27 protein-coding genes are annotated in these 24,608 nt (G+C 30.5%); all 27 read right to left on the reverse strand.

From position 1 onward, the window contains the following. Positions 1–102: 102 nt before the first annotated feature. The 27 genes from AC4PG3_RS08155 to hemW all read right to left on the reverse strand — a co-directional run bounded on the left by AC4PG3_RS08155 (position 103) and on the right by hemW (position 24,588). Positions 103–930, reverse strand: a complete 828-nt coding sequence (locus tag AC4PG3_RS08155) for a pyruvate, water dikinase regulatory protein (RefSeq protein ID WP_492196168.1) — start codon at positions 928–930, stop codon at positions 103–105. A gap of 11 nt (positions 931–941) precedes the next feature. Further along, on the reverse strand, positions 942–1,580 hold the full coding sequence (gene ccpN, locus AC4PG3_RS08160; RefSeq protein WP_492196169.1) for a transcriptional regulator CcpN: 639 nt from the start codon (positions 1,578–1,580) through the stop codon (positions 942–944). A gap of 18 nt (positions 1,581–1,598) precedes the next feature. Then, entirely contained in the window at positions 1,599–3,677 is a 2,079-nt protein-coding gene (gene glyS / locus AC4PG3_RS08165; protein WP_492196170.1) for a glycine--tRNA ligase subunit beta, read from the reverse strand. Next, positions 3,670–4,557: a glycine--tRNA ligase subunit alpha gene (glyQ, locus tag AC4PG3_RS08170; protein WP_492196171.1), complete on the reverse strand. Its 888-nt coding sequence runs from the start codon at positions 4,555–4,557 to the stop codon at positions 3,670–3,672. Before glyQ ends, glyS begins: the two co-directional genes overlap by 8 nt. A gap of 85 nt (positions 4,558–4,642) precedes the next feature. After that, positions 4,643–5,401 carry a DNA repair protein RecO gene (gene recO, locus AC4PG3_RS08175; protein ID WP_492196172.1) on the reverse strand — a complete coding sequence of 253 codons (759 nt, stop codon included), beginning with the start codon at positions 5,399–5,401 and terminating at the stop codon, positions 4,643–4,645. Between the two features lie 11 nt (positions 5,402–5,412). Further along, positions 5,413–6,297, reverse strand: coding sequence for a GTPase Era (gene era, locus AC4PG3_RS08180; RefSeq protein ID WP_492196173.1), 885 nt, complete (start codon positions 6,295–6,297; stop codon positions 5,413–5,415). Further along, positions 6,290–6,709: a cytidine deaminase gene (locus AC4PG3_RS08185; RefSeq protein ID WP_492196174.1), complete on the reverse strand. Its 420-nt coding sequence runs from the start codon at positions 6,707–6,709 to the stop codon at positions 6,290–6,292. Before AC4PG3_RS08185 ends, era begins: the two co-directional genes overlap by 8 nt. A gap of 12 nt (positions 6,710–6,721) precedes the next feature. After that, complete coding sequence (locus AC4PG3_RS08190; RefSeq protein WP_492196175.1) at positions 6,722–7,768, reverse strand: DUF3048 domain-containing protein; 1,047 nt, start codon at positions 7,766–7,768, stop codon at positions 6,722–6,724. 11 nt (positions 7,769–7,779) lie between these two features. Beyond that, positions 7,780–8,481, reverse strand: a complete 702-nt coding sequence (locus AC4PG3_RS08195; RefSeq protein ID WP_492196176.1) for a diacylglycerol kinase — start codon at positions 8,479–8,481, stop codon at positions 7,780–7,782. Positions 8,482–8,492: 11 nt separating this feature from the next. Next, positions 8,493–8,942, reverse strand: coding sequence for an rRNA maturation RNase YbeY (ybeY, locus tag AC4PG3_RS08200; protein WP_492196177.1), 450 nt, complete (start codon positions 8,940–8,942; stop codon positions 8,493–8,495). A 29-nt stretch (positions 8,943–8,971) separates the two neighbouring features. Continuing rightward, positions 8,972–9,940 (reverse strand): PhoH family protein, encoded by a 969-nt coding sequence (locus AC4PG3_RS08205; protein WP_492196178.1) that lies wholly within the window; start codon positions 9,938–9,940, stop codon positions 8,972–8,974. An 11-nt stretch (positions 9,941–9,951) separates the two neighbouring features. Then, the gene (gene yqfD / locus AC4PG3_RS08210; protein ID WP_492196179.1) at positions 9,952–11,145 is read right to left on the reverse strand and encodes a sporulation protein YqfD; all 1,194 of its coding nucleotides are present in this window, start codon (positions 11,143–11,145) and stop codon (positions 9,952–9,954) included. A 10-nt stretch (positions 11,146–11,155) separates the two neighbouring features. After that, positions 11,156–11,434, reverse strand: a complete 279-nt coding sequence (gene yqfC, locus AC4PG3_RS08215; protein WP_492196180.1) for a sporulation protein YqfC — start codon at positions 11,432–11,434, stop codon at positions 11,156–11,158. Positions 11,435–11,519: 85 nt separating this feature from the next. Then, the gene (locus AC4PG3_RS08220; protein WP_492196181.1) at positions 11,520–12,104 is read right to left on the reverse strand and encodes a hypothetical protein; all 585 of its coding nucleotides are present in this window, start codon (positions 12,102–12,104) and stop codon (positions 11,520–11,522) included. Between the two features lie 27 nt (positions 12,105–12,131). Continuing rightward, entirely contained in the window at positions 12,132–13,124 is a 993-nt protein-coding gene (gene floA, locus AC4PG3_RS08225) for a flotillin-like protein FloA (RefSeq protein WP_492196182.1), read from the reverse strand. Positions 13,125–13,126: 2 nt separating this feature from the next. Further along, entirely contained in the window at positions 13,127–14,410 is a 1,284-nt protein-coding gene (locus AC4PG3_RS08230; protein ID WP_492196183.1) for an NfeD family protein, read from the reverse strand. A gap of 91 nt (positions 14,411–14,501) precedes the next feature. Further along, positions 14,502–14,945 (reverse strand): GatB/YqeY domain-containing protein, encoded by a 444-nt coding sequence (locus AC4PG3_RS08235; protein WP_492196184.1) that lies wholly within the window; start codon positions 14,943–14,945, stop codon positions 14,502–14,504. A 14-nt stretch (positions 14,946–14,959) separates the two neighbouring features. Next, positions 14,960–15,142 (reverse strand): 30S ribosomal protein S21, encoded by a 183-nt coding sequence (gene rpsU / locus AC4PG3_RS08240; protein WP_492196185.1) that lies wholly within the window; start codon positions 15,140–15,142, stop codon positions 14,960–14,962. 110 nt (positions 15,143–15,252) lie between these two features. Beyond that, entirely contained in the window at positions 15,253–15,594 is a 342-nt protein-coding gene (locus tag AC4PG3_RS08245) for a histidine triad nucleotide-binding protein (protein ID WP_492196186.1), read from the reverse strand. Between the two features lie 4 nt (positions 15,595–15,598). Further along, the gene (gene mtaB / locus AC4PG3_RS08250) at positions 15,599–16,897 is read right to left on the reverse strand and encodes a tRNA (N(6)-L-threonylcarbamoyladenosine(37)-C(2))-methylthiotransferase MtaB (RefSeq protein ID WP_492196187.1); all 1,299 of its coding nucleotides are present in this window, start codon (positions 16,895–16,897) and stop codon (positions 15,599–15,601) included. Continuing rightward, positions 16,894–17,640 (reverse strand): RsmE family RNA methyltransferase, encoded by a 747-nt coding sequence (locus AC4PG3_RS08255; protein ID WP_492196188.1) that lies wholly within the window; start codon positions 17,638–17,640, stop codon positions 16,894–16,896. The genes mtaB and AC4PG3_RS08255 overlap by 4 nt, the downstream gene beginning before the upstream one ends. 9 nt (positions 17,641–17,649) lie before the next feature. Then, positions 17,650–18,558 carry a 50S ribosomal protein L11 methyltransferase gene (prmA, locus tag AC4PG3_RS08260; protein ID WP_492196189.1) on the reverse strand — a complete coding sequence of 303 codons (909 nt, stop codon included), beginning with the start codon at positions 18,556–18,558 and terminating at the stop codon, positions 17,650–17,652. Positions 18,559–18,670: 112 nt separating this feature from the next. Continuing rightward, a complete protein-coding gene (gene dnaJ / locus AC4PG3_RS08265; RefSeq protein WP_492196190.1) occupies positions 18,671–19,783 on the reverse strand; it encodes a molecular chaperone DnaJ in 1,113 nt (370 codons plus the stop codon). 106 nt (positions 19,784–19,889) lie between these two features. Next, entirely contained in the window at positions 19,890–21,713 is a 1,824-nt protein-coding gene (dnaK, locus tag AC4PG3_RS08270) for a molecular chaperone DnaK (protein ID WP_492196191.1), read from the reverse strand. Positions 21,714–21,747: 34 nt separating this feature from the next. Next, positions 21,748–22,278, reverse strand: a complete 531-nt coding sequence (gene grpE / locus AC4PG3_RS08275; RefSeq protein WP_492196192.1) for a nucleotide exchange factor GrpE — start codon at positions 22,276–22,278, stop codon at positions 21,748–21,750. Between the two features lie 20 nt (positions 22,279–22,298). Then, the gene (gene hrcA / locus AC4PG3_RS08280; protein ID WP_492196193.1) at positions 22,299–23,327 is read right to left on the reverse strand and encodes a heat-inducible transcriptional repressor HrcA; all 1,029 of its coding nucleotides are present in this window, start codon (positions 23,325–23,327) and stop codon (positions 22,299–22,301) included. Between the two features lie 124 nt (positions 23,328–23,451). Next, positions 23,452–24,588, reverse strand: a complete 1,137-nt coding sequence (gene hemW, locus AC4PG3_RS08285) for a radical SAM family heme chaperone HemW (protein WP_492196194.1) — start codon at positions 24,586–24,588, stop codon at positions 23,452–23,454. Between the last annotated feature and the right edge of the window lie 20 nt (positions 24,589–24,608).

A 24,608-nucleotide genomic window follows, 5' to 3' on the forward strand; every position in this document is an offset into this window, starting at 1 on the left:
ATTTCCTATTTAGTATATATACCACATATAAACCTAAAATCCTTTTTTATTTGAAAAATATTTTATTTTTATTTAAATTAAAATAGAGGTGTCAAAACACCTCTATTTTAATATTTCATCTCCAAAAGCCTTAGTCATATGGTCTAATACTATATTAGCAGTTTCTTCTATCGCTTTATTAGAAACATCTATTTGTATACAGTTTAGTTTTGACATAATTTCTTTAGAGTATTCAAGCTCTTGTCTTATTCTATCTACATTTGCATAATTTGCAGTATTATCAAGTCCTAAAGCCTTAAGTCTTTCTTGTCTTATTTCATTTAGTTTTGTAGGGTTTGCGATCAAACCTATAACCCTTCTACTATCTTTAGCAAATATTTCATGAGGGGCTGGCACTTCTGGTATCAAAGGCACATTAGCAACTTTAAAGTTTTTATGAGCTAAATACATACTCAAAGGTGTCTTTGAAGTTCTAGATATTCCAACTAAACATATATCTGCTTTTTTTATACCTCTAGGATCCTTGCCATCATCATATTTTACAGCAAATTCTACAGCTTCCACTTTTTTAAAGTAATTTTTATCGAGCCTTCTTATTATTCCTGACTCCCTCTTTGGAGCATACCCTAGAACACTTTCTAAAGCATCCATAGGTGGTGACATAACATCTACAGTGGGAATATTAAATTCTTTTCCCATTTTTTCAAATAAGTTTCTATTTTTTTCTGAAACTGTTGTATAAACAATTACAGATTTTGTCAATTTAGCTTCAGCAAAAATCTCCTGGATCTGTTCTTCTTTTTCAATATATGGATATCTTCTAATCTCGTACTTATCAGGCTTAAATTGTCTTATAGCTGCCCTTGCAATTAACTCTCCAGTCTCACCTATAGAGTCAGATACAGCATATAATGTAATATGTTTCTCCATACAATCACCCCTTAATCTTCGGTACCTAATTCTACAAATAAATTGGTAACACTAGTTTTAGTTATTCGTCCTATTACTTTATATTTAATAATTTCATCTTCATATTTTTCTACAACTGGCAAACTATCAACTTCATGGTCTATAAGTTTTCTAGCTGCATTCACCACAGTTTCCTTTGGATTTACATGTATGATATTGGGCATTCTTGTCATTATCAATCCTATGGGTGTCTTATATAAATTAATATTTCCTATGGCAGTTTTTATTATATCTTTTCTTGATACCACTCCAGATAAAAATCCATTGTCAGTAATATATATAGAACCTATATCCTCTAAAAACATAAAGACTATCCCATCATATATAGATGTATTTTCATCTAGAACCATTGGAACAGATTGGATTTCTTCTACTAAAATTTTATTTATCTTTTCACATACTAGATTTAGTCCTGTTCGACCTGTGAAAAAGTACCCTACTCTAGGTCTTGCTTCAAGTATTCCCGACATGGTAAGAATTGATAAGTCTGGCCTCAAAGTAGATCTAGTTAGATTTAATTTATTGGCTATATTTTCACTAGTTATAGGTTGATTTCTTTTAACAATTTCTATTATCTGTTCTTGCCTTTCGCTAAATTCTATATTACTCACCGCCTATATGCACTCTTTCTATTGATTTACAATTTTTGATAGATCACAAACTAATATCATCTTATCATAGATTTTTTTAATTAATGCTAATCTATTTTGTTTTAATTCTTCATCCTCTACCATTACCATTACATTTTCAAAGAAATTGTCTATTGGATCCTTTAGACTAGACAATAAATCTAGTGCTACTCCATATTCTTTATCTTCAATTGAGCCTTCAACCTTTTCTTCAATATCATTATATTTATTATATAATTCTAAACCATATTCAGTTAATAGGTCTCTTGATACTTCACTTGACTCTGATTTTTTAGCTAATGTGGATACCCTATTAAAAGCTGTTAAAACTTGAGATATATCTTCATTTTGAAGCCAAGTGTTTATTTTGTTTGCTCTTACTTCCATATCGCATATATCATCTATATCAGTGTTTATAACTGATTCAATTATGTCATATCTGATTTCCATATCTGAAAACATATTTTTTATTCTTCCTACAAAGAAATTCCAAATTTCTTCTTTAACCTTATTATAATCAAAAGCTAAACCATTTTCTTCCACATATATATATAAAGCAAAGTCTATTAATTCCATCATAGATAAATGTAATCTTTTTTCTAGGATGATATTTATTATTCCTAAGGCACTTCTCCTAAGTGCAAATGGGTCTTGAGAGCCTGTAGGATGAATTCCTATGGCAAATAGTCCAGCTATGGAGTCAAGTTTGTCTGCAATGCTCAAAATGGATCCTGCAGTGGTAGAAGGTAATTCATCCTTTGCAAATCTTGGGAGATATTGCTCATATATAGCTAAGCTTACTATTTCATTTTCTCCTGCTATTTTAGCATATTCCATACCCATTTTTCCTTGTAGTTCCGTAAATTCTGTTACCATTTTAGTAAGTAAATCTGATTTTGAAAGATAACTTGCCCTTTCAAGATTTTTTTCCGTCTCTTCTCCAACTTCTAGATACTTGGCTATTTTATCAGATAGTTTTTGAATTCTAATAGTCTTTTCATATAGAGTACCTAATTTTTCTTGGAAAACTATATTTTTTAAAGAATCTACATAATCGTCTAAAGGTCTGCTTATATCTTCTTCAAAGAAAAACTTAGCATCTTCTAGCCTAGCTCCTAAAACTTTTTCATTTCCCTTTACTACAGTATCTAAATGATCTTCATTTCCATTTCTTACAGTAATAAAGTATGGAAGTAATCTATTCTTGCTATCTACTACAGGGAAATATCTTAAATGTTCCTTCATAGGAGTTATTATTACATCCTTTGGTAATTTTAAATATTCATCTTTTATCCTACCTATAATAGGAGTAGGGTACTCTACTAAATTAGTTACCTCATCTAGAAGTTCTTTATCTTCTACTAATTTTCCACCTTTTTCCCTTACTAATCTCTCTGCCTTCATCTCGATAATTTCTTTTCTTTCATTCTGATCCACTATAACACAGTTTTCTAAAAGTAAATCCATATAATTATCTACATGGTCTATTTTAATATTTGATTTTCCTAAAAATCTATGACCCTTAGTTTCATTAGATACTTTTATACCTTCTAGTTCAAATTCTAAGACTCTACTCTCAAACATAGATACAATCCATCTAATAGGTCTTGCAAATCTAATATCCTTTCCTCCCCATTTCATAGACTTAGGAAAACTAATAGATTTAATCATTTTAGCCATATTATCAGATAAAATTTCTTCTATCTTTTTACCCTTCTTTTTCTTCTTACCATATATATACTCTTCACCTTTTATTTCTTCTATGGTAATATCACTTTCTTCTAATCCTTGACCTCTCATAAATCCTAAAAGAGCATTAGTTGGATTGCCTTCTGCATCATATGCAATTTTTTTAGAAGGCCCCTTTACTTCTATTTCTACATCTTTTTGATACTCTTCTAAACCACTTATTATAACTGTAAGTCTTCTAGGAGTCGCATAAGTTTTTATTTCTTTATAATCTATACTTTCAGTTTTAAATATTTCTTTAAATTTATTCTTTAATTGGTTTAATGCATCATCTATATATTGGGCTGGCAGTTCTTCTACGCCTATTTCAAGTAAATATTTATTACTCATGTTCTACACTCTCCTTTTTAAGTAGAGGAAATCCCATTTCTTCTCTTTGTTCTACATATTTAGAAGCTACAATTCTAGCTAAATTTCTAACTCTACTAATATAGTTTGTCCTCTGAGATACAGATATAGCTCCTCTAGCATCTAAAACATTAAAAGTATGAGAACATTTTAATACATAGTCATAACTTGGAAATACCAGATTTTCATCTAGAGCTTTATTTGCCTCTTTTTCATAAGTGTTGAATAAGTCTTTTAAAGTATCTATATCAGCTTTTTCAAAGCTGTATACAGAGTGCTCATATTCTGCTTGATTAAAAATATCTCTATAAGTAAAGTCCTTGTTCCATTGTATATCAAATATATTGTCAACATCTTGAAGATACATTGCAATTCTCTCTAATCCATAAGTTATCTCAGCAGACTCTAATTGACAATTGATACTTCCTACTTGTTGAAAATAAGTAAATTGAGTAATTTCCATACCATCTAGCCAAACTTCCCAACCAAGTCCCCATGCTCCAAGTGTAGGGGCTTCCCAGTTATCTTCTACAAATCTTATATCGTGTTTTAGAGGGTCTATACCTATGGCCCTTAAGCTATCTAAATATAAATCTTGCACATCTTCTGCTGATGGTTTTAGTATTACTTGCAATTGATGGTGTTGATATACTCTATTTGGATTTTCTCCATATCTAGCATCTGCAGGTCTTCTAGATGGCTCTACATATACCACCTTCCAAGGTTCTGGCCCTAAAGACCTTAAGAATGTATGCGGACTCATAGTCCCTGCTCCTTTTTCAATATCATAAGGTTCCATTATTATGCAACCCTTTTCTCCCCAGTAATTGAGTAATTTCAACATTAAATCTTGAAAATACATAAAAACCCTCCTCTTAATAGTAAAAAATACAAAACTATGCCATAGGTTGACATGTTTTATAATTTAACAAATAAATAATTCTTTGTCAATATAGTGTGTCTATATTCATCAATCTAAACTGCTTTAAACATTTAAATTTTTTCCTATCTATACTATACAATATATAGTCTTCTAATATATCTTGAATTTTAAGTAAGTTCTCCCCATTTATAGATATCTCATCTAATTTATCTAAGGGAGCATATAGTAGTTTATTGATTTCATTTCTTAAACTTATATCTATAGCCTTAGATGTTAAATCACTAGAAAAACAATTGTGGCATATTATTCCACCTTGAATATTACTAAACTTAATATCATTTAAAATCTTTTTTTCTCCACAGTTAACACAGTTTTCTAAATATGGTCTATATCCTAAAAATGATATATACTTTAATTCAAAAGCTATTATGAACTTTAAAAATCCTCTTTCCAATTCTGATAATATATCTAAGGCCTTTACTAATAGTAAAAATAGTTTTTCATTGGGTTCTTCATCAGGGACAGCTTTTTCTATTAATTCTAGTATAAAAAAACCTAATAAAATTCGATCCATACTATTTCTAATATTATAAAAACTATTTATTATATCTCCCTGATTTATATAATAGAAACTTCTTCCCTTGTGAAATATATAGTGATTATACGAAAAACTCTGGGTATTTGCCATCAATTGTGACTTAGGTTTATATGCTCCCTTTGCCATAACACTTATTTTCCCAACTTTTTTTGTAAATATATTTAATATTTTGCTGGTGTCTTTATACCTAATTTCACTTAATACGACACCCTCAGTTCTTAGCATCTAATCCCATCCTATTTATATCCAAAGTATTTAACTTTATTTTCTTTGTCTCTCCAATTCTTCTCTACTTTAACCCATAGCTGTAAATTTACCTTGCTGCCTAATAACTTTTCTATATCATCCCTTGACTGCATACCTATAAGCTTTAACATCTTTCCTTTTTTACCAATAACTATTCCTTTATGAGACTCTTTCTCAACATATATATTTGCAAATACATCTATAAGATCTTTATCTTCTCTAGCCTTCACTCCATCTACTGATACATATATTCCATGCGGAACTTCTTCCTCTAAATTTATAAGTGCTTTTTCTCTGATCATCTCTGCTATTACAAATCTCTCAGGCTGATCAGTTATAGTATCTTCTGGGAAATACTGAGGTCCTTCTGGAAACATCTTTCTTAATGTTTGAATATATCTATCTATATTGTCATCTTCTAAAGCAGATATAGGAATTATTTCTTTGAATAAATCCATTTTATCATATTTAACTATTAATTCACCAATTTCTTCTTTATTTAATTGATCAGTTTTATTTATTAAAAGTATAATTGGGGTTGATACATCCCTCAATTGTTCAATAATATAATTATCCATTTTACCAATTTCCATACTATGATCTATCATAAAGGTTATAATATCGACTTCCTCTAATGATTTTTTGGAAATATTTAACATATACTCTCCCAATTTATTTTTAGGCATCTGAATACCAGGTGTGTCTAAAAATACTGCTTGAAAATTTTCTTCACTATGAACTAGTAATATCTGATTTCTAGTAGTTTGAGGTTTATCTGATATTATAGAAATCTTTTCTCCTATTATCTTATTTAGTAAAGTAGATTTTCCTACATTTGGCCTACCAATTATGCTTACAAATCCTGATTTATACATGTTTTTCATCCTCTTTTTTATTTATATCTAAATCCTCAGGTCCAAAACTATGAGGAAGTAGTTGATCTGTTGTATATATTTTATAATCATCTTGAGAATTTGCAATTATAATTTCTGCATTTCCCCCAAATTCTCTAATTACCTGTCTACAGACTCCACATGGAAAAGTAGATTCAGCATCTCCAACTACTGCTATCTTTTTTATCTTGTGACTTCCCTCTGAAACAGCTTTAAAAATAGCTGTTCTCTCAGCACAAAGAGTCGGTGAATAGGATGCTATTTCAATATTGCATCCTGTATATGTCTTGCCATCTTCTGTAAGTACTGCTGCTCCTACCTTAAACTTTGAATAAGGTGAATATGAGTTTCCTTGAGCTTCCATAGCTTTTTTTATAAGTTCTTTATTCTCCATTTTATCCTCCTATTAATTTATGATTACTTCTGTAGTAGGTCTAATTATTTGAATCCAAGTAACTCCAGGATTCAAAAATAACTCTTGTCCATTTTCATCATAATATATAGTTTTTCCTTTTCTACTGTCTTTTACCCATTTAATATTAATTCCAGCACCATTTGTAAAGTATCTTCCTTCTCCACTGCCTAAAAGATCTATAGATAATCTACCTATATTGTCTATAATCCTAGTTTGTGCTTCTTGTATTATTATATTTTTAGCTGTCAATTTACTACTATCTTCTTCATCTATATGCTCGTCTCCATCTTTAAATCTAAAGTATAACTTTTCATCTTCATTATAAACGTAGCTAGTAGTATTATTTTTATTATATTTAATCTCTATACTAGAAGCTATTTCTCCTCTTATATCCTTATCTTCTTCAAAAAACAAGAATTTAAAATCTTTTCCCTTTTCTCTGTAGCCTCTTTCTTTTGCAGCATTTCTTATGGCTTCCAAGCTTGTATAGAGATTATTAGGCATTCTTTTATGTGTCTTTCTCCAAAACACTTTAGAAGAACTAGAAACACTATCTATATCAGCAATCCCTAAATTTCTTATATCATCCTTTGCAGCTTCACTTCCCCCAGCTCTAACATATAAAGAGTCAAATTCAAGTGCTTTGGTCACAAAATATGGTCTAGCACTTCTTATAGGACCTAAATTTTTAGGATCATTTATTAAATAGAATCCTAAATATCTAGTATAGGGAGCCTCTACTTCAAATTCATAGATTATCTCCGCATCCTTTAGACCTGCTTGCCACCTAGCCCTTGGATGATTGTCAAACATAACTCCTACTATTCTTCTATCTATCTTTTCTTCCTCAGCATATATACCACTTAAAGGAGAGGGAATTCCTTTATTCTCTGGTTCTTTTTCCTCTTCATTAGATACATATTTTTCTACTTCTACTTCTGGTACTTCTAATTCTTCATTTTTTATATCTTCATCTTTTTTACACCCAGTTAATAATACAAATAATAATATAAAAATTGTTATTTTATAAAGCTTCATTCACCTTCTCCTTATCTTATGACTTTGAATATTAAAATACCAACTAAAGTACCTAATATAGCACCTAAAACAACTTCCAGTTTAGAGTGGATTTTACCCTCTATTCTACTTTCTCCAACTAAAAGAGCTAAACTAAATGTAAGGGTAGTTATAATCATATGCTCAGCTAAAAATGCCACAATAGTTGCAATGCAAAACGCTACAGCAGAATGACCACTTACCACTCCACCTTGGAAATGTGTGCCTCTACCTCTATAGTACTTAGCCTTAAGCCCTATAGTTATTAAAACTACTAATATAAGAGCTACAAAAGTCATATGTATAGGAGAATTTTGTATTTTGAAAATGATTACATCACCAAATAAATTTAGTCTATCAAAAAACAAAAGATAACCAACAACCATAGCATTTATTGCACTTACAAGTACAGCTCCTGCAGCTATATCCTTTACAAGTCTTGCAAATGGATGGTACTCCTTGGTTATCATATCTATTGTCTTTTCTATAGCAGTATTTATCATTTCCATTACTATAACTAAACTAGTAGCAAATAAAAGAATTAGAAATTCAGTCCTTGAAAAATCAAAAAATAAACTTAAACCCATTACGCTTATGGCTATTATATAATGTATCACCATATTCCGCTCTGATTTAATAGTTAAAATAATTCCATTTACAGCATTATTAAAGCTACTTATTATACTCCGCTTCATAATTTGCTCCTTTAATCTTTAAATAGATTTAAACTCTTCATAACTTCTTTTTCCTTTTGTCTCATGATTTTTTTCTCATCTTCTTCCATATGATCATAGCCCATGAGATGGAACATACTATGGGCAGTCAAATACCCTATTTCCCTATTTAAATCATGACCATACTCCTTAGACTGTTCTAGGGCCTTTTCTAAGGATATTATTATGTCCCCTAATATGGGGACAGGTACTAAAAAATCATCCTCTGCTGGAAAAGAAAGCACATCTGTCGCTTTATCTACTCCTCTAAAATCTCTATTCAAGTTTCTTATCTCCATATTGTCCACTAAAGACACACTTATTTCATAGTTTAAAGCCTTTTTCTCTTTTAAAAGACATTCTTTTATTACCATTTTTATTAAATCATATGTTTCATTGTTGATTTCAATTTTATCTTGTCTATTGTCTATATATACTTCCATTTAATGTCCTCTTTTCATCCATAGTATAATTAAGATTTATCTTCTAGTTTTTCATAAGCTTCTATTATCCTTTGTACTAAAGGATGTCTCACTATATCTAATTTGGAAAGATTTATTATATCTATTCCCTTAACGTCTTTAAGGATATCAGAGGCAGTTTTAAGCCCTGATTGTTTGCCACGAGGCAAGTCTACTTGAGTTATATCTCCCGTTATAATTGCCTTTGAACCAAATCCAAGTCTTGTTAAAAACATCTTCATCTGTTCATTAGTAGTATTTTGCCCTTCATCTAATATTACATAGGCATAATCAAGAGTTCTACCTCTCATATATGCAAGAGGCGCTATTTCTATTAGTCCTTTTTCCATGTATCTTGTATAATTGTCAACCCCTATTATTTCAAACAAGGCATCGTAAATAGGTCTTAAATATGGGTCAACTTTTTCTTGTAAGTCCCCTGGCAAAAACCCTAAACTCTCTCCTGCTTCAACTGCTGGTCTAGTTAAGATTATCCTATTTACCTCTTTGTTTTTAAATGCCTGTAGAGCCATAGCCATAGCTAGATAAGTTTTACCTGTTCCTGCAGGACCTATTCCAAATACTATATCATTTTTATTTATAGAATCTACATATCTTTTTTGTCCTAGAGTCTTGGGCTTTATGCTTTTACCATTTGAAGTTATGCAAATCACCTGATTTAATAGCTCCTTTATCTTTTCGCCTTCTCCCTTTAATACTAAGTCTATTGCATATCTTAAATCTTGAGCATCTAATTTATTTTGAATTTTCACTATATCTATTAAATTATATATTAAATTTTCTCCTAAATCTACAGCTTTATCTTCACCATATATTTTGATTTTCCCATCTCTAATAGTTATATCTACATCTAGTCTTTCCTTAATTATATCTATATGTTCATCTAATTTCCCAAAAATTTGAGAAACTAGATGTTGATTTTCTATATTTATCTCCTTGTGACTTAAGTTATTTGACAAATGTATGCCTCCTAGTCTGATATTATTTCTACTTTTGTTATATCCTCCAAAGTCTCTATGACTATTTTCGCTGATAGAGTATTGTCATTTATGGTATAAATAGTATTTTTTGATATTATATCACTATGTTCAGATAATGATTCATTTATCTTCTCTATTCCTTCTAATTGTGCTGCCTTTTTTAAAAAATCTATCTCTCTTCTAACTTCTTTTATCTTTACTTCCCTATATTTATATTTAACTAAACTCAAAGGAATATCTATCTTAGGCCATTTTAATTTTATCAGTTTTTTCTCTTCAATTTCTTCAACAAATTCATCATAGGGAACCTCTCCACTTAAGAACTTTATTCCCTTATCTTTTACCTTGACCCCTCTTTGCCTATAAACTCTGCCAGTCTCTTCTTTTATAGTCTTAACTATGGGAAGATCTACTGTAGTAGTATATCTAGTTTGAGCTAAGACTTCTCCTTGAGCATGGACTAAATAGCTATCTTGAATTATTTCATTATCTATAGCTCCAGAGATAAGTACCTGACCTTCCTCTACTATCTCGCCTTTTTTAACTAAGGCCTTTCCCTCTTTTACTATGATTTTTGTAATAACACCCTTTTTCTTTGCAACTAAGTTTGCTGGATAACTCTTATCCACCTTTTCTATTGGAATAGGCTCTTCCTTAAGATTTATAACAAGCTTTATACCATTTATCCTCACATCTAAAAAGGATATATAATTAAATTCTTTTAAAATTATATCTCGTACTTTTTCTGAATCTATATGTTTTTTAAACTTACCAAGTTCTATATCATTTTTCTTTAATTCTTTTATTATTTCTTCTTTTGGTATCTGTTCTGATCCATTAATTTCTATTTCCCAAAGCATGGAAGAAAATAAACTAATGAGTATTATAGAGATTAATAGGCCTAAACCTAACATTTTTCTTTTTTTAATCCTATAAAATAAAAAAGGAACTCCTATATTATCTTTTATCTCTACTTTACATCCTAATTTTTTAACTAATTTTTCTAAATCCTTTAACCCCTCTAGACTTAAAGAGACTTGTACTTCTAGATTACTAAGTCTTTTTACATCCCATAAGTAAATATTATTTACCAATGCAAGATTAAGTACTCTTTCTAGAGTCAAACCTTCAATTTTAATAATAACATATCCTTTTATATATTTCCATAGCTTTATGGCTAGCATCTTGCCACCCCTAATTAATTATTTCTACATTCTTTACTTTTCCATTTATATTTATCTCCTCTGATAGTATGTTTTTTATTTCCAAAGCTTCTCCTATTATTTTTATTATTCCAATCTTGGAATTTATCCTTATTATATTAGAGGTGTACTCTATAATTCCCTTATGATTTTGTATATCTACTTTTAAATCACCTACAATTGTAATTTTTGGTATGTCAAACGCTATATCTAATGGCAATTCAAGTGCATCTGATAGATTCAGCTTGAAATTTTGTATATTTTTACTCATGATATTCCCCCCTATTAATAGTATGCAAAACCACAATTTACTATTACAATAAGAAAAAGAAGCATATAGAATATGCTTCTTTTTCTTATTGTTTGCTCTTTGGTTTTGAAAGGATTTCAGAGTATATGATACCTGTTAAGATTTGTTCTTGCATACTCATACCGCTTTTTTTATCCATAATAGGTATGTCTTTTTCTCTCCTATTATAAAAATTCTCATCTCTTTTTTTATATGTTTTTCCCTCTAGAGTATTATTTTTTCTATCATAAGTCTCATATGGTTTATCATACTCTGTAACATATCTTCCAGATTTATATTCTTTCCCTTCTAATGTTCCCTTTCCATTGTAAATTTCATAGGGTTCATCATAATCTGTTAGATATCTATCCTTCTTATTTAAACTATTTGTCTTTTCCATTATAGGCTTTTCTTCTACATTTTTAGATTCAGTAGGTTTCATATTTTTTTCTAAGTTTACATAACCCTTTTCTATTTCTTCTTTTATCTTATCACCAAAACTCTTAGGTTTTTGACTTTGAGTTTGAGTTTGAGAAGGAGAGAGAGTTTCCATTCTTTTTCTTCTTGCTTCCTGAATATTTTTTTGATCCTTTTTAGTTTTAAAAATCTTCTCTAATACAGATATTACAACAAAGATGATTAAAAGTTCCATTAAATCACATCCTGTTTAAATTCATAACTATTTATCTTTGTTACCTTCATTACTAAGTTTTGATATGGATGATCTCATATCAGTATCAGCTAAAAGGTTTTTCATATTATAGTAATCCATAACTCCTAATTTTCCATCTTTTAAAGCTGTAGCTAAAGCTAGTGGTACTTGTGATTCCGCTTCTACTACTTTGGCTCTCATTGATTGAACCTCGGCTTTCATCTCCTGCTCTTTTGCTACAGCCATGGCTCTTCTTTCTTCAGCTTTTGCTTCTGCGATACGCTTATCTGCCTCTGCTTGATCCATTTGAAGTCTAGCACCTATATTTCTACCAACATCTACATCGGCTATATCTATAGATAGAATTTCAAAAGCAGTACCAGAATCAAGCCCCTTGCTCAATACAGTTTTGGATATACTATCAGGATTCTCAAGTACATTCTTATGGCTATCAGAACTACCTACAGTGGTTACTATACCTTCACCTACACGAGCTATTATAGTCTCCTCACCAGCTCCCCCAACTAATCTCTCTATATTGGCTCTTACTGTTACTCTCGCCTTAGCTACTACTTCTATACCATCTCTAGAAACTGCTGCAATCTGAGGAGTCTCTATTACTTTAGGATTTACACTTACCTGTACAGCTTCTAGCACATTTCTACCTGCTAAGTCTATTGCTGCTGCCCTCTCAAACTCTAGGGGTATATTTGCCCTTTGTGCAGCTATTAAAGCGTCTACTACAGTGTTTACATTTCCACCTGCTAAATAATGGGCTTCTAATTCATCTATATGCAAGTTTAGTCCTGCCTTTGTTGCCTTAATCATAGGGCTTACTATTCTATTTGGAGCAACCCTTCTAAGCCTCATACCTATTAAAGTAGATATTTTTACTTTAACTCCTGAGAAAAAGGCTGTAACCCAAAGTCCTACTGGTATAAATGTAAAGAATAGCATAACTAAAATAATTATAATTAATGCAATTCCTAATGTAAAAAATACTGATGCACTTTCAAACATAATCATATCCTCCTAACAAATATTTTTGAACCTTCTACTTTTACTACTTTTATAGGGACATTTTTAGAAATATATCCATGTAAAGCTAGAGCGTCAAGCCTATCTCCATCTATATCTATATACCCACTTGGTCTCATCTCTGAGATGGTAGTTCCCTCTTTTAATAAATACATATCCATAGAATTAGAGCTAAAATATCCCTTATCTCCGTCATGTTTAGCATCTAACACAACCGAGCTAAATAACTTACTTCTAAATCCTCGCTTTATGAGAATTATAGATACTGCTGTTGTTATTATTATGGCAGTACTTAAGGATAATATTGCAAGTTTTAAAGAATCCATTGCAAGTATTGTTCCTATGAGTACAAATAGTATTCCACTTATACCTGGAAGTCCAAATCCTGGGACTATACCCTCTACTACTAAAAGAATAAGTCCAGTAACAAATAGAGCTAAAGAAGTCCAATTTGAATTTCCAGCTAAGATATTCCCTCCAAAATAAAGTCCAAATCCTATTATACTTATAGTACCACCTATTCCAAATCCAGGTGTCATAATCTCAAGTACCAATCCTACAAAAGCTATTGTGAGTAAAAAACTACTTAAATACGGGCTAGAAATATACTTTGCAAGCTTTATTTGAAGTCCTTCTCTTACCTCTACTATTTCTAATCCCTCTAAGTTTGTGCCTTTTATAATATCACTATAATCATTTGCAATCTTATCTGCTATGGCATATTCTTTAGCCTCCTTGGAGGTTAAATTTACTAAACTCCCCTTCTTAGTTAAGCCTTCTATCTCCATATCCTTATCTGCCATAGCTTGAATTATCTCACTATCTCTATTTCTATATTGAGCTGTATCTCTTAGAACTGCTTTCCACATACTTAGTATCTTTTCTGTATTTGGTATGGTTTCTGCTGAGCCTATAGTAGCTCCTGGTGCCACTGCTACATTTTCTGAAGCTATAGTTATTAACACTCCTGCTGATTCAGCCTTATTATTAACATATGATATAGTAGGTATATTTAAAGAAATTATCAAGTCTTTAATTTTAATTGCCTGATCAATTAAACCACCATAAGTGTCAATTTCAAATATTATACCTTCTACATTTTCATCTTCTATATCTTCTATAACATCCTTCAGATAATTTGTGGTAGCTTTGTTTATCTCTCCTTTGATAGGTATCACATATACTTTTCCATTATCTTGTGCAAAGCTAAAACTACTAAATATTAAAATAAAAATTAAACTAATTGTAAAAATAATCTTTTTGTTCAAAAAATCACCCCCTACAACTATTATTATACAGTATATGGAGATATAATTATACCCTAATTTCGGATAAAAAAAACCTGAGAAATTTCTCAGGTTAATTTAATAATTGTTTTACTATTTTACTAACTATATTTCCATCTGTCTTGCCCTTAACTTTAGGCATTACAGTTTTCATTACTAGTCCAATGTCCTTCATAGATGTAGCATTTATTTCTTCGATTGTATCTTTGACGATAATTTCAACTTCTTCTTCAGTAAGTTGCTTAGGTAAATATGGAAGTAGTATATCTATTTCTTTTTCTGTTAGCTCTACTAAATCTTCTCTACCACCTCTTTTAAATTCGCCAATGACATTTTTCTTTTCTTTTAATTGCTTAGAGATAATTTCAATTATTTCCTCTTCAGATACCTTTTTTCTTTCATCTACTTCTTTTTGTTTGATAGCTGCTCTAACCATAGTAATAGTATTTTTTCTAATGGTATCTTTGTTTTTCATGGATATTTTTAAATCTTCCATTAATCTACTTTCAAGGGACATCTTTTTTCACCTTCTTATTTATATCTAGCTTTCTTTTTCCTAGCTGCTTCAGACTTTTTCTTTCTTTTAACGCTCGGCTTTTCGTAGTGTTCTCTCTTTCTAACTTCTCCTATAACACCAGAACGAGCACATTGTTTCTTAAATCTTCTTAAAGCATTGTCTAGAGATTCATTATCTCCTACTTTGATTTCTGACATAGATTTATCCCTCCCCTCTCTACCTATAGAATGTTACCCATACTATTCTTGGTAAAGGCTTGCACACTCACATATTATACATTAAAACAAATATAATTTCAACTTAAATTTTAACCTGGTGGCCATAACATTTGTCTTCCACCTAATAAATGAAAATGAATATGGTTTACTGTTTGCCCACCATCTTCTTTACAATTATTTACTATCCTATAGCCTTTTTCAAGTCCAAAGTCCTTAGCAATTTGACTTGCAACTCTAAATATATGACCTACCAGATGTTGGTTTTCCTCATCTATATTGTCAGCTGACTCTATATGAATCTTTGGTACTAATAGCAGATGTACATCTGCTTGTGGATCTATATCTTTAAAAACTACAATTTTATCATCTTCATAAATAAAATCTGATGGAATCTCCCCTTTTATAATTTTACAAAAGATGCAATCATTCATGCCTTCACCTCCCAATCTCTCCTATTAAATATATATCTTCAATATCAAAAATATTGGTAGCTATATCCTGATTTATCAAATCCTCTTTTGACCTTGTCTTTACTCTTATATAATTTGTAGTATATCCTTCATAAATATCTTCTTCTCTGTTTTCTTCATATAAAACTTTTAGTACATCACCTGTAAATTTAGAATTAAAAGATTTAGTTAAATTCTCTGCTAATTGGATTAAAACTTTGCTTCGTTCGTTTTTTACATTTCCATTTACTTGATCTTTGCGTTTAGCTGCAGGAGTTCCTTCTCTTTTTGAATACTTAAATACATGTATCTTAGAAAAATGAATATTCTTTACAAAGTCTAAAGTTTCTTCAAATTCTTTGTCTGTCTCCCCAGGAAATCCAACTATAATATCTGTAGTAATTCCTGCGTTTGGCATATATTCTCTTATGAGATTTACTTTTTCCATATATTCTTCCCTAGTATATTTCCTATTCATTCTTCTAAGGACTGTATTTGATCCACTTTGCAAGGAAAGATGAAAATGATCACATACCTTTTTCGTCCTAACTATTTTTTCTAAAAATTCTCTAGTTATTAAATTTTGTTCTACCGAGCTAAGTCTAATCCTCTCTATTCCTTCTATCTTAGATATCTCTTCTATTAAAATTCCTAAATCCACATCAATTAAGTCTTTTCCATAACTTGCAACATGGATCCCTGTTAAAACTATTTCTTTAAATCCTAAATCTGAAAGTCTCTTAGCTTCATTTATGACATCTTCCATGACCCTACTTCTAATGGGACCTCTAGCATATGGAATTATACAATAGGAGCAATACTGATTACACCCATCTTGAATCTTTATGTATGCACGAGTTTTAGATTTTATATCTTCTATACTTATATCTTCAAACTCATAGTATTCTCTTATATCTCTAACTATATTTATTTTCTTTTTTTCTATTTTAGCCTGCTCACATAATTCTACTATTTTATTTCTCTCAGTGGTTCCTATGATTACATCTACTTCATCAATTTTGGATACTTCCTCAGGAGACACTTGAGAATAGCAACCTACCACAGCTATTATAGAATCTGGATTTATTTTTTTTGACCTTCTTATAAATTGTCTAGACTTTCTATCAGACAAATTGGTCACAGTGCATGTATTTATAACATATACATCTGCCACATCATTATCTTCAACTACTATATATCCACTTTCTTCAAACAGTTTTTCCATAGCTTCTGTTTCATATTGGTTTACTTTGCAACCTAGAGTATGAAAACCTACTCTTTTCATATGCTCACTCCTAAATCTCCCAATTCATATAGTATAATACTAGCTGTCACTACTCCCGCAGTCTCTGTCCTCAAAATCCTAGGCCCTAAACTTACAATTTTAGCCCCTATTTCCTTTAATTTTTCTATCTCTTCCATTTCAAATCCACCCTCTGGACCTATTACTAGATTTATCTTTTCTCCATTTATAGTCTTTAGAGTATCTTTAAAATTATTATTTGATTCATCTTCATAGGGTACTATAATATTAGCTTCGCCCTTAAGTTTATTTATCATATCTTGAAATCCAAATATATTCTCTACCTTTGGTATATAGTCTCTTTTACTTTGTTTAGCCGCTTCTTTTATTATAGCATTCAATCTATCTATTTTAGATAGTTTCTTTTTATCATCTTTAAACTTTACTATGGACCTATGGGTAAGTACACCATAAAAATCTTTTATACCTATTTCCGTTCCCTTTTGAACTATAAGATCCATCTTACTACCCTTTGGAAACCCTTGATATAAAACTATATCTATAGGAGGCTCTGAAGATTTTAAAGAATTAGAAATCATCTCACATACTGCATAATCATCTTTTATTGCTTCTATGGCGCATAAATAGCTTTTGCCTTCAGAAGATACAATTATTTCATCCCCACTTTTAAGCCTTAAAACCCTATCTATATGTCTTAAATCATTTCCAGTTATAAAAACTTTTCCATCTTTTATCTGTGGTTTTTCTACGAAAAACTTATGCATATATTCACCTTAATTCTTCCTTGCAACTATACAAGCCCAATCTCCTTGTATATCTACTTTATCTATTTTAAAATTATTATCCTTTAATGCTTCTTCCACTAAGGAAACTTTGTCTGATATTATTCCAGAACCAATAAATACACCATCATCTTTTAAAAATCCAGATAAATCTTTAGACATTACAACTATTACTTCTGCAATTATATTTGCAACTATTACATCTGCCTCTCCATTTAATTGATTAAATAAATTGCCTTCAAATATTTCTACTCTATCTTCCACATTATTTATCTTTACATTTTCCGTGGCAACTCTTACACTGTTTGAATCTAAATCTACTCCTATAACTTTGGATGCACCTAGCTTAGCTGATACTATACTTAATATTCCACTTCCACAGCCAATATCATACACAAGGTCTCCCTCTTTTAAATGTTCTTCTAAGGCCTCTGTACACATCCTTGTAGTTTCATGGGTTCCTGTACCAAATGCCATACCTGGGTCCAAATGTATTATTAAATTTCCTTCTTCTTTTTTATATTCTTCCCAAGAAGGCTTTATAATTATATCTTTACCTATTTTAAAAGGTTTATAATATTTTTTATATGATTCTTCCCATTCTGTTGGATCTATCTGATTAACATTTACTATACAATTAGGTATGTTTTTTCTTATATATGCTATTTTTTCCTCTACACCCTTTGTCTGTTGAAAATATGCCTTTATAGTCAGTACATCCTTATCTAATTCTAATAGCTCTAAGTCTATAAAGTCCCAATCTGATTCACTTTTAGACAGTTCTATTATATCATTTGGATCTTCAATAGCTAAGCCTGTAGCACCTACGCTATATAGGACATTTTGAACATGGTCCTCTCTTTCAGGACAAGATTCTACTACGATTTCAACCCATTCCATATATTCACATCCTTAGTATTTATTTATAACGAATAGGAAATTTCTACTTCAATTAACCCGTTGATAGACTCTTTTCTTATAATTATATCCTAAATACTTTTGAAATACTAGTTTAATTGAAGGCATCTTTTACCTTTTCAAAAAAACCTTTTTTGTGAGCTTTATATTTTTGGCCTGATTCTTTGGCAAATTCAATAAGTAATTCTTTTTGCTTATCTGTAACTTTAGATGGGATATTTACCTTTACTGTAAATATAAGATCTCCTCTACCTGCACCTCTTAAATTTGGTACTCCCTTATTTTTAATTCTAAATCTAGTTTCGCTTTGAGTTCCAGGTGGTATACTCCTTTTTTCCACACTTTCTAAAGTAGGCACTTCTATCTCCGCACCTAGAGTTGCTTCAGTGATACTTATAGGTATATCTATATAAAGATCATTTCCTTTTCTAGTATATACTGGATCCTTTTTAACATTTATAAATACATAGAGATCTCCAGCTGGACCACCCTTTTCTCCATCTTCCCCTTCTCCTCTTACTAAAATCCTAGAACCTGTATCAACTCCTGGTGGTACATTTATCTTTATCTTTTTAGATTTATTTACTCTTCCAGCACCTTCACATGTAGGACATTTTTCCTTTATAATTTCTCCAGTTCCATCACATTCATCACAGGTACCAACTCTTACAAATTGGCCAAAGGGTGTTTGCTGAGCATATCTAACTTCACCTGTACCATTACATTTATTACAAGTAGTTTTTTCTGTGCCAGATTTAGCCCCACTTCCATTACAACTAGCACAGGTCTCCATTTTTCTTATCTGAATCTCTTTTTCTTCTCCAAATACTGCTTCTTTAAATTCTAAATTTAAATCGTAGCGTAAATCAGCTCCCCTAACAGGACCAGATTTTCTTCTGCCTCCCTGTGAAAAACCTCCTCCAAATATATCAAATATATCTTCAAAGATATCTCCAAAGCCTCCAAAGTCTCCTCCACCTGCTTGAGGATCTACACCTGCATGACCATATCTATCATATCTGGAACGCTTCTCAGGATTGCTAAGTATTTCATATGCACTTGTGGCCTCTTTAAATTTTTGTTCTGCTTCTTTATTATCAGGATTTAAATCTGGATGATATTTTTTTGCAAGCCTTCTATAGGCTCTTTTTATATCGTCTTCTGTAGCATTTTTTTCCAAACCCAATATTTCATAAAAATCTCTCAAATAAACTCACCGACCTTACTATATTTTCATAAAACTATTTTAACAAAATTCAAAGCTAAATCAAGTGATTTAGCTTTGATATTTTGTTATTTTTTATTATTGTTTCTTATTCTTCGTCTTCATCTACAACTTCATAGTCTGCATCTACTACATCTTCGTCTGCAGTTTGACCTTGTGCTCCTTCTCCACCTTGAGCTTCTTGTTGATATAGTTTTTCTGATATCTTATAGAATTCTTGTTGTAATTCTTCTGTCTTAGCTTTGATATCATCCATATTATCTGTTTCTAAAGATTTTTTCAATGCTTCTAATCTTTCTTCTACTTTTGCTTTTTCATCTTCTGAAATCTTACCTTCTAAATCTTTAAGAGTTTTTTCTGTTTGATATACTAGTGAATCTCCAGTATTTCTTATTTCAATACCTTCTTTTTTCTTTTTATCTTCTTCTGCATGCTTTTCAGCTTCTCTTACTTTTTTCTCGATTTCTTCATCGCTCATTGTAGTTGAAGAAGTTATAGTGATTCTTTGTTCTTTTCCTGTTCCCTTATCCTTTGCACTTACATTTACTATACCATTTGCATCTATATCAAATGTTACTTCAATTTGTGGAACTCCTCTTGGTGCTGAAGGTATTCCTGTAAGTTGGAATCTTCCTAGAGTAGTATTATCAGCTGCCATCTCTCTTTCACCTTGTAGTACATGTATGTCTACAGATGTTTGACTGTCTGCTGCCGTAGTAAATACTTGAGATTTTTTAGTTGGGATAGTAGTATTTCTTTCTATTAATTTAGTAGTAACTCCACCTAGAGTTTCAATTCCTAGGGAAAGAGGTGCAACATCTAATAAAAGTAAATCTTTTACTTCTCCACTTAATACTCCACCTTGAACAGCTGCTCCTAGAGAAACACTTTCATCTGGGTTTATATCCCTTTGTGGGTCCTTACCTATTATCTTTTTAACTGCATCTTGTACTGCTGGTATTCTTGTAGATCCTCCTACTAATAGTACCTTTTCAATAGCTGATGCTTCTAATCCTGCATCTTTAAGTGCTGATTTTACTGGTTCTATAGTCTTATCTACTAAATCAGAAGTAAGTTCATCAAACTTAGCTCTTGTAATATCCATATTTAAATGAAGTGGTCCTGATTGAGTTGCTGTAATAAATGGTAGATTTATATTTGTACTCATAGTACTTGATAATTCTTTTTTAGCCTTTTCTGCAGCTTCTTTTAATCTCTGTAAGCTCATTTTATCCTTTGTTAAATCTATTCCATTTTCTTTTTGGAATTCTTGATTTATATAATTCATAACTCTTTCATCAAAGTCATCTCCACCAAGACTATTATTACCCCTAGTAGATACTACTTCAAATACTCCATCACCTACATCAAGTATAGATACGTCAAATGTACCTCCACCTAAGTCAAATACCATTATCTTGTGTTGACCTTCCATTTTGTCTACACCATATGATAAAGCTGCTGCTGTAGGCTCATTTATAATTCTCTTTACTTCTAGGCCAGCTATTTTACCAGCGTCTTTAGTAGCTTGCCTTTGGCTATCTGTAAAGTATGCAGGTACAGTTATAACTGCCTCTGTAACTTTCTCTCCAAGATAGTCTTCTGCATCTGACTTAAGTTTTTGTAAAATCATAGCTGATATCTCTTCTGGAGAATAGCCCTTATCATCTATTTTCACTTCATAATCAGTACCCATTTCTCTTTTTATAGATTGAATAGTTCTTTCTGGATTTGTAATTGCCTGTCTCTTAGCAGTTTCTCCTACTAGTCTTTCTCCGTCTTTAGTAAATGCTACTATTGATGGAGTGGTTCTATTTCCCTCTGAACTTGGAATTATAGTGGCTTCTCCACCTTCCATTACTGCTACTGCAGAGTTAGTAGTTCCTAAATCAATTCCTATTATTTTTCCCATTTAAATTTCCTCCTTAAAATTTCTAATCTATTTCTCATTTTGAAACTTTAACCATTGATGGTCTTATAACTTTGTCATTTAATGTATATCCTTTTTGTAAAACTCCAGTAACTATACCTTCGTCTACACCTTCTACATCTTCTAATACTATGGCATTGTGACAATTAGGATCAAAATTTTCATCTAATGACTCTATTTCTTTTACACCATGTTTCCTTAAAAGCTCTATCAATTGATTTTCAATCATTTCAATGCCTTTGTAAAACTCATTTTCCTGTTCAATTTCACTTTCCATCGCCCTTTGAAAATTATCTAATATAGGCAATAGTTCACAAACAAAGTTTTCTATACCATAATTAATAAGATTTTGCTTTTCTCTTTCAGTTCTCTTTTTATAATTTACAAAGTCTGCTTGTAGTCTTGCAAGGCTTGTTTTGTACTCTTCTATTTCTTTTTCAAGCTCACTAGTTTCAGGAGCTTCTTCTTGAACTTGCTCTTGTTCCTCTTCTAAATCCTTTTCAATTTCTTCATTGACTTCCTCATTATGCTCATCTTTTTTAACCATTTTTTCACCTCATTTACTCTTTAATCATTTAAAATATTGTTTATATTAAAAGAAAATGACTTTATTATATTTATAAGATTTAAATAGTCCATTCTAGTAGGTCCTATTAATCCAACTTTTCCTATTATCTTATCACCTATTGTATAAGTTGTAGTGATAATACTCAAATCCTTAATAGGAGCATAGATATTTTCACTTCCAATTATAATATCTATTTCATCAGATTTTAAATCCTTAAACAATATATCTAACAAAAGATCCCTATCTTCTACAAATGATATAAATGACTTTGCCTTATCTATATCTTTATACTCTGGAAAATTTAAAATATTAGTGATTCCATCTAGATATAAATCTACTGTTACAAAGTCTCTTATAACTTCACATATAACTGGAATCATTTTTTTAAATACATCTCTAAACTCAATTAAATCATTAGAGATTTCTTCATCAAGTATGCAAAGTATTTCATCTATGGATAGATTGTCAAACTTTTCATTTAAAAAGTTAGATATAGTATTTAAATCATTTGATGATAAAGGCATATCTATTTTAAAAATAGTATTTTTAACAATGCCTGAATTACTTATTATTATCATCAATACTTTTGATCCATCTATTGAAAGTAATTGGATCCTTTTTATAATGCTATTTTTCATCTTGGGTGAGGCTACAACAGTAGTATAGTTTGTAAGTTTTGACAATATCTTTGCAAGATTTTGAATCAAATCATCTATTTCCCAGGTTTGTCTATTTAAAGTATCTATAATCATTTTATCATCTATAGAATTTAACAATTTACACTGTGTCTTTAATAGAGTATCTACATACAATCTATATGCCTTATCTGAGGGAATTCTTCCTGCTGAAGAATATGGCTTAGTCAAATATCCTTGCTCTTCTAAATCAGACATTTCATTTCTGATAGTAGCTGAACTTATACCCAAGTCATATTGTTTAGAAATAGTTCTAGATCCTATGGGCTCCGCACTATCTATATAATTACTAATTATAGCATATAAGATGTTTAATTTTCTTTCATCCAACATAATTCTCACCTCGAGCATTCTACTTTTGGATGTTGTTAGCAATCTACTTCATTGAGTGCTAATGCTTATAAGTATAAATTACCACTTGTAGTCTATTTTGTCAATACCTATATGAAAATTTTTCCTATAATATAAAATCCACTTCTACTATATTAGCTAAATCTAAGCCTTTTTGAGAAAGATATACGTATATATCATCTTCTATTAATAAATTATTCTTTATATGTTTATCTATCACTGTCTTATAAATATCCCTAAATTTTAAATTAAACCTCTCTTTAAATTCTTTTTTGTTTATTCCTTTTATCAATCTTAAACCCATTATGGAATATTCACTTATCTTAGTATTTAAATCTATGACTTCTTCTCCTTTTATTGGAAATTTGCCTTTCTCTAATCTTTCGTTATAATCAATCATACTATCTACATTCCAATATCTTTTATTGTCTATATTGGAGTGACTTCCAATGCCTATGCCTACATAGGCATTTAATTTCCAATATACCATATTGTGTTTGCACTCAAAGCCTAGAAGAGAAAAATTTGATATTTCGTAATGGATGTATCCTTTTTCCTTTAAAAATTTTATCCCATCATGATACATCTGTCTTTCCATATCTTCTGAAGGTAGATTTAACTTATTATCTAAGTACATTTTTTTCATCTTAGTCCCATCTTCTAGGATTAGACCATAATAAGATATATGCTTTATTCCAATATCTGTTAAAATATTAAAATCCCTTATTATATGATCATTTCTTTGATTTGGTAATCCAAACATTAGATCCACATTTATATTGTCTATGCCTGAATTCAATAATAGATTATAAGAATTATAAAAATCATCTACTCCATGAATTCTTCCTATAGACTTTAGAATATCTTCATCAAAACTTTGCATACCCATGCTTACTCTATTTACTCCACTTTCTTTATATATCTCTACCTTTTCCTTATTTAATGTTCCAGGATTTGCCTCTATACTAACTTCTACTAGGGCTTCAGTATTGAAATTCTCTTTAATATATTTTAATATACTATAAATATATTTTCCATCTATGGAAGAAGGAGTTCCTCCTCCTATAAATATGGTGTAAATACTATAATTTTTTAATCTTTCTTTATAAAGTGAAAGTTCTAATAGTATATTATCTATATATCCTTTTATATTTATACTATCTTTCTTAAAGGATAAAAAATCACAATAATAACATTTACTTTCACAAAAAGGAATATGAATATACAAGCTTATCTTTTCCATCTTCTTCTCCCATTAAAAAT

The sequence above is a fragment of the Tissierella sp. QWL-11 genome (assembly GCF_058683765.1).